The sequence below is a fragment of the Gelidibacter sp. genome, assembly GCF_053579655.1.
The window spans coordinates 66,868-74,297 of the sequence record NZ_JBMDWE010000022.1 but is presented as its reverse complement, the minus strand read 5'-3'; the positions used below and the strand labels follow the sequence as shown (position 1 = coordinate 74,297).

Sequence of the window (7,430 nt, the reverse complement as noted above, 5' to 3'; positions counted from 1 at the left end):
AGCCACCTTCACAAAGTACATTGTCGCCCGTGATCTCACAGACCGGCAAAGGATTCACCGTAACACTAATATGATTTGATTCTACACTACCGCACTCACCTGTATTTGTTACAAAATAGTCACCACTCACGGTGACTACAATAGATTCCGTTGTCTCTCCTGTACTCCAGGTTCCGCCAACATTCCCAGAAAGAGTAACGATGTCACCAGTACAAAATGTTGTAGCTCCACTCGCAGAAATTGTAGATGCGATTGGCAATCCGTTGGTGATCTTGTTATTATGTAAGTCAATAGCTCCGGCACACGTAAGGGCCCTGCCATTAAGTGCAGCTGCTTCCAAAATATGTATAGCCCCGTTAGCTACAATAGTACCCTGAAAAAAAGAACCTTCGCCTAAAGTAACTGCACCATTTATTTGCCAATAAATATTACAGAAAGAGGCTCCATTAATTAATGTCACCATTGAGCCTACGGTTGTACTAAAAGCACCATCTATCTGAAAAATAAATATCGCATTCGGATCATTTCCCGCATCTAAAAACAGTTCCCCGTTTAAAGTTGAAGCAGCTCCCAAAATGTAAATGTCAGGTGTAAGCGTTTGACCGCTTCCTAGTGTAGTCCCTATAACGGTACCGCCAAGAATCCCGTCCAATTCACTATATGCAGCGCACACATCCGATGCTGCTGTTGCCGAAACACCATCTGCATCATGAATACTTCCAATTACCACTCCGGGGGGAAACCCTGTGACACCGCCTACATTGGAGCCAATGTCACCTATAACAACAGTTGCTCCATCGTTTGTAAAAGCACCGACGGATGTGAAAACCGCAAATTCCGAAGCAGATCCTAAGTCTGGCGCTTGACCAAAGCTATGGGATGACAAAAATACCATTATCAATGTTATAATTGTAGAAGATAATTTTAATTTCATACAGGTATATTTTACTAGGTTATTAATAAATATTGGGTGGGAACAATTTAAATTCTTAGATCCCGCATAAATGTCATCCTTATTCCCAGTTATTACATCTAAGTAAATACATCGAATTGATGTTCAAAATAAGGATGATTTGTAATTGAGGAACTCACCACTTTGTAGAGGTTCCATCTATACAACCAAGGTTCAGTGCTTTTTATATCAATTATCAGGGGCGCGAGCATTGGTGCAATTTATCAAGCCAGACTCAACAGCTCCACTATTGGAACAATAAACCATGGCCGTACATGGGTTAGGCCAATGACCCACAGTGATGTTTGGTTGGCATTCAACCGGTGAGGACTTACTTTGTGCAATTAGATTGCCACTGGGTATAAAAAAAGCCGTCATTGATAGGCAGCAATAAAGCAGTAATATGAGTGATGAATAAAAAGTATACCCTTCGTTTTCTCGTAGAATTTTCATAACTTCTTAAGTTTTAATTAATAGCAAAATTTGCATAAAACAAGTAGATATGTAGGATATAGGCAGATTTGGAAGTGATGCAACAAAATTTATAGCACAACAAGTAATACGTAAATTTTTTAATAATTGCTATTAATCAAAAAATCTGCTAGTAATCTATTGAAAAGATTATTGTAATTTATTTTTCTAGGATAAATCAAATATATAAAATAAAATGTTAAAAAAAACAATTAATTTTAAATAAATTGCTGACTTGCAGTAATTTACTAAAAGTTCATATAAGTGTAAAGATAGTTCAGAAAATTATCTTGATAAATTACTTTATTGAAATTTGGAACAATATCAAGATTTAATCGAAACTGCGGACCAAAAACATTCAATATTTAATAAAAATATGAAACTCCTGATATTACAATATGAAGGATTTTACGGAGATTAAAGTACTTCATCAAATTAATGATAGAATATATGATCTTCTTTCCAATCCCGAATTTCTAAATCAGCATCTAACGTCAATACCAAACTAACAAAATTAGATTTGAAGAGACTGTCCGGATTAATAATATCATCGTTAATTTACTAGATTATCAATAATTGCTTTCGTCGATAATATAGCTTTTGTATATTCTATGCTAGGTCCAGCGACCCATATCGTTTTATAAGTTGCTTCAGTAGCTGCTTTTTCGGTGGCTTTCATACCTATTGAAAAACGGATCATCTTGACCCATTTTTTGAGCTTTTTGTTCTTGTTCAATAGTGATTCCAACCCCGATTCATTAGTACCAATTTTTTGAACATAGGGCGTATTGATCACTGTACAAGGCGTCCCTGAAATGCGTTGCGTCATGACAATATCCTTCGCGCCATAGTCCACACAAGCTTGTTTATACTCGTCCGTCACCCCAGCTTCCAATGAAGCTATAAATGGACTCCCCACCGAAACACCGTCTGCGCCATAGCTCAACATGCTCTCCAACTCTGCTTTAGTCCCAACGCCACCCGCAGAAATCACAGGAATCTTACAATTGCTTTTTAAGAGTTGGATCAATTCTTTTGGAGACAAATCGCCGCGATGTCCTCCTGCTTCGTTATTGACCGCAATAATGGCATCCGCACCCAACGCTTCCACCTTTTTAGCGAATTTCAAATCGGTAACATCACACAACACTTTGATCCCAACCTTATGAGCTTGATTGATTGTTTCTTCTGGGCTTCCCAACGAGGTGATTATAAAATCACAGCCTTCTTCACACAGCACACGCAATTGCTCTTTGTATTTGATATTGGATTTGTTAACGATCAGATTAAAGCCAAAAGAGCCACCCCGCCCATCGGTCGGGCAAGCTTCTACTTTAGCAGCTTTCAATTCATAAATAGCAGCTTTGAGCTCTGGAAGGGTTCTATAGTTTAAAGCTGGAATACATCCTGCAATACCTGCTTTCATGGCTTCAATAACCATGGCTGTATTAGACACCAAAAACATAGGTGCTTTGATAATTGGGTATTTAATGTTGAGGAGTTGACTGAGTTCAGTTGACATTGGAAGTTGCTTTAAATACCTGACAGGTTTTGGAAACCTGTCAAGCCTGTATGATTTTCACAAATATATAAAATTATTATGCATGCATAGTATTTTTTTATACCAAAAGTAGAGCCTCAATTATTATGAAATAATGTTTTAAAAACGTAATTTTAGAAGTCTTTTATTAGGCTATCCGCTTTATATTTCTGAATATATAATGCTTTTATATGGCTACCGTACAACATAATTTTGATTCTTATATTGACCTTTTAATAAATAATCCACTTTTTGAAGGCGTCACCCACCAATCGATGATTTCCTTGGTAGAAAACTGTAAATTGAAGCGTCTTATTAAAGGAACGCCTTGTATTGGAAAGGAAAAAACGCATTACAATTTCTATTTTATTACTAACGGAAAAGTAAAAGTATTTAACCTAAACAATTCCGACAAGCAATTCACGCTATTCATCTTATCTAAAAATGATGTTTTCGATGTGTTCACATTGATCAATAACCAGCAACATAATGTGTGTTATGATGTGCTTCAGGATTTAGATGTTTTGGTTATTTCCATAGATGCATTAAGAGATTGGCTCAAAAAAAATCCGCTTACTTTAAACTGCTTCTTTAGATATACCATTAAAAAATTCGAGTTATTGGAATCGCATATTTTGGATTTAGGAACGAACAATTTAACTGCTAGATTGGCAAATCTTCTATTGCAACATTATAATGTTGAAAACCATCAAATTGAGGGTATAAACGATTTAACGCACGATGAACTAGCGCAATTAATTGGCACCTCAAGAGCTGTTTTTAACCATCATATCCAAGAATTCAAAAAAGCGGGTATTATTCACGTAAGCCGAAAACATATCGAAATCCTTAATCTTTTACTCCTGACAGAATTAAGTCAAACCGAGGATCCTTTCATATGAGTGTCACTTCATAATTTCTTGTTAATTAATAATTGAATGCTAATTTGGTAGCAAAACCACTTTTATTATTCAATTACTTTTGGCTCTGTATTATTCCCAACATCAAAACACTTTTTACATTAATCACACCAAGGAGTTAGCTTATTAAATTAGGCCAGGAAAAGAATTTTCACAATCCAGCTACTCCACAACAAACAAGCAACTATTAAAACATATAGAAATCATGAAAACACTGTTAATCGGTCTATCTATTTTAGGTCTTACCAACCTAGCCCATGCGCAAAACGACACTTACGTGGTTAATCACGTACAATTAAAAGAAATCGAGGCTACTCCTAATATAAACCCCATCTATTTTAATGCCGTTCACGATAAAAATGCATCACAACAAGTAGAAATTTTAGAGACCGAAGTAGAACATTTTGACATTACCAAGTCTCCGATATTTACCAATACCTTTGAAACCTACACTATGTTGTTCCAAACTACCGATGGCAGTATTATGGCTTCCTATGATGAAAAAGGCAAACTCCTTAATTGCGTTGAAAAATTTGAAAATGTAATTTTACCAGAAAAGGTACTCCAAACACTTCAATCCAATTATCCAGATTGGACTCTAAATAAAACGACTTATCGCGTCAACTATTATCAAGGTGAAAATGTTAAGAAACTATACCAAGTCCAAATCAAAAACGGCGAGGATAAAATGAATTTAAAAATTGATTGCCAAGGAGAAATTTTAAATCACCGAAATCATAATAAATTGTAATTCAAGAATAAACTTTAAAAAAACGCAATTCTTTATAATTTATGGTTGCGATCTTACTTCAGCTTCATGCTTCAAGCTAATAATATGCTTCGACAGGCTCAGCTTATGCAAACCTCTCAGGTTTCCAAAACCTGAGAGGTTTAGTACGTTTAATTTTCTCTGGATTTGTAATTGATAACCCTTCCGTTTTCAATTCCTTTTCTGGAATTGAAGCCACCTTCCCTTGAAAAAAGGGAAGGAGCCTTTAGATTTTGATGTGTTTTAAGATTTGGCTAGAAATTTATCTTCTCAGAGGTTTTCTAAAATTTAAAAGCAGAAAAAAACGCAACCAAATGAATGATTGCGTTTTTACTTCTACTTCCAGCTTCGTGCTTCAAGCTAATAATATGCTTCGACAGGCTCAGCTTATGCAAACCTCTCAGGTTTCCAAAACCTGAGAGGTTTAGTACGTTTAATTTTCTCTGGATTTGTAATTGATAACCCTTCCGTTTTCAATTCCTTTTCTGGAATTGAAGCCACCTTCCCTTGAAAAAAGGGAAGGAGCCTTTAGATTTTGATGTGTTTTAAGATGGCAAGAAATTTAACTTCTCAGAGGTTTTCTAAAATTTAAAAGCATAAAAAAACGCAACCAAATAAATGATTGCGTTTTTACTTCTAACTTCAAGCTTCATGCTAATAATATGCTTCGACAGGCTCAGCATAAGCGATTCACACAATTTTGCTTAGGCAAAATTGGTTCTCTGCTTATTTCACTTCTTCAAAATCAACGTCCTCAACATCACTGCCTTCATGGGACTGTCCACCTTGACCAGCATCAGGTCCCGGTTGTGCACCACCCTGAGCATCACCTTGTGCTTTATACATTTCTTCGCTAGCTACTTTCCAAGCTTCATTGATTTTCTCAAGAGCTGGGTCAATTAGTGCGACATCTTTAGATTCGAAAGCTGCTTTCAATTCTTCAAGTGCTTCTTCAATCGGTTTTTTCTTATCATCCGATAATTTTTCACCAAATTCTTTCAATTGACTTTCTGTTTGGAAAATCATCGCGTCAGCAGCGTTTAATTTTTCAGCTTTCTCTTTTGCTAATTTATCAGACTCAGCATTTGCTTCAGCATCAGCTTTCATCTTTTTGATTTCTTCTTCAGTCAATCCAGAAGATGCTTCAATACGAATATCTTGTGTTTTTCCGGTTGCTTTATCGCCTGCAGTAACATGGATAATTCCGTTCGCATCAATATCAAACGTCACTTCGATTTGAGGCGTTCCACGTTGTGCTGGTGGAATACCATCTAAATGGAAACGTCCAATTGTTTTGTTATCGGCAGCCATTGTACGCTCCCCTTGTAATACGTGGATTTCCACTGAAGGTTGATTGTCTGCAGCTGTTGAGAACACTTGCGATTTTTTAGTAGGAATCGTTGTGTTAGCTTCAATTAATTTCGTCATAACGTTACCCATAGTTTCGATACCAAGAGATAATGGCGTAACATCAAGAAGCAATACATCTTTCACATCTCCTGACAAAACACCACCTTGAATTGCAGCACCTACAGCTACAACTTCGTCAGCGTTAACACCTTTACTAGGCGCTTTTCCGAAGAATTTTTCAACGGCAGCCTGTACAGCAGGAATACGTGTAGAACCACCAACTAAGATAACTTCATCAATATCATCTTTTGAAAGACCTGCAGCTTTCATTGCATTTTGACAAGGATCGATTGTACGTTTTACTAAATCGTCAATCAATTGCTCAAATTTTGCACGGGTTAACGTTCTTACCAAGTGTTTTGGTCCGGTTGCAGTGGCCGTAACATAAGGCAAGTTAATTTCTGTTTGTGCAGAAGATGACAACTCAATCTTCGCTTTCTCAGCAGCTTCTTTCAAACGTTGAAGAGCCATTGGGTCTTTACGTAAGTCGATATCTTCTTCTGATTTAAATTCGTCAGCCAACCAATCGATAACCTTTTGGTCCACATCATCACCACCTAAATGGGTATCTCCTTCTGTTGATAATACTTCAAAAACACCATCACCTAATTCAAGGATAGAAACGTCATGTGTTCCTCCACCAAAGTCAAAAACCACAATTTTTTGATCTTGTCCTTTTTTATCCAATCCGTAAGCTAATGCTGCAGCCGTTGGTTCGTTTATGATACGACGAACTTTCAAACCCGCAATTTCACCTGCTTCTTTTGTTGCTTGACGTTGTGAGTCATTAAAATAAGCTGGTACTGTAATTACAGCTTCGCTTACTGTTTGACCTAAATAATCCTCAGCAGTTTTCTTCATTTTTTGAAGAATCATTGCTGATAATTCTTGCGGTGTATATAAACGACCATCGATATCTACTCTTGGCGTATCGTTGTCACCTTTTACAACTTTATATGGTACACGTTCTGCTTCTTTTTTAGACTCAGAATACTTATTTCCCATAAAACGTTTGATCGAAGAAACCGTTTTTGTCGGGTTTGTTACGGCTTGACGTTTTGCTGGGTCACCAACTTTAATTTCACCACCTTCGACGAAAGCAATGACAGATGGCGTAGTTCTTTTACCTTCTGCGTTAGGAATTACAACTGGCTCATTACCTTCCATTACCGAAACGCAAGAGTTGGTTGTACCTAAATCGATTCCAATTATTTTACTCATAATATATGTTTTGTGTTGAATTATTAATTTTTTATTTCTCTTAGTCTATGTCAATGATTGTGCCATGACAGAAAATATGACAAGGTGTCATTTTTAACTAAAACTTTGGTCTTATTTTGACTTGTTTACAGAAACGAATTGTAATTT

General features: G+C 36.5%; 5 protein-coding genes. 2 read left to right on the top strand and 3 right to left on the bottom strand.

The features are described from left to right. Together ACOH2D_RS12200 and ACOH2D_RS12195 are read right to left on the bottom strand one after the other, a co-directional pair. On the bottom strand, positions 1-934 hold a 934-nt coding region (locus ACOH2D_RS12200), incomplete at its 3' end, for an ice-binding family protein (RefSeq protein ID WP_449535400.1). 1,042 nt (positions 935-1,976) lie between these two features. Then, the gene (locus ACOH2D_RS12195; RefSeq protein ID WP_348037396.1) at positions 1,977-2,945 is read right to left on the bottom strand and encodes an NAD(P)H-dependent flavin oxidoreductase; all 969 of its coding nucleotides are present in this window, start codon (positions 2,943-2,945) and stop codon (positions 1,977-1,979) included. A gap of 209 nt (positions 2,946-3,154) precedes the next feature. Between ACOH2D_RS12195 and ACOH2D_RS12190 the strand changes: the two genes are divergently transcribed. Together ACOH2D_RS12190 and ACOH2D_RS12185 are read left to right on the top strand one after the other, a co-directional pair. Then, the gene (locus tag ACOH2D_RS12190; RefSeq protein WP_348037394.1) at positions 3,155-3,865 is read left to right on the top strand and encodes a Crp/Fnr family transcriptional regulator; all 711 of its coding nucleotides are present in this window, start codon (positions 3,155-3,157) and stop codon (positions 3,863-3,865) included. A gap of 223 nt (positions 3,866-4,088) precedes the next feature. Beyond that, positions 4,089-4,634, top strand: a complete 546-nt coding sequence (locus tag ACOH2D_RS12185) for a hypothetical protein (RefSeq protein ID WP_348037392.1) — start codon at positions 4,089-4,091, stop codon at positions 4,632-4,634. A gap of 744 nt (positions 4,635-5,378) precedes the next feature. On the opposite strand, the gene dnaK is transcribed toward ACOH2D_RS12185, so the two are convergent. Beyond that, on the bottom strand, positions 5,379-7,283 hold the full coding sequence (gene dnaK / locus ACOH2D_RS12180) for a molecular chaperone DnaK (RefSeq protein WP_449535399.1): 1,905 nt from the start codon (positions 7,281-7,283) through the stop codon (positions 5,379-5,381). Positions 7,284-7,430: the final 147 nt, after the last annotated feature.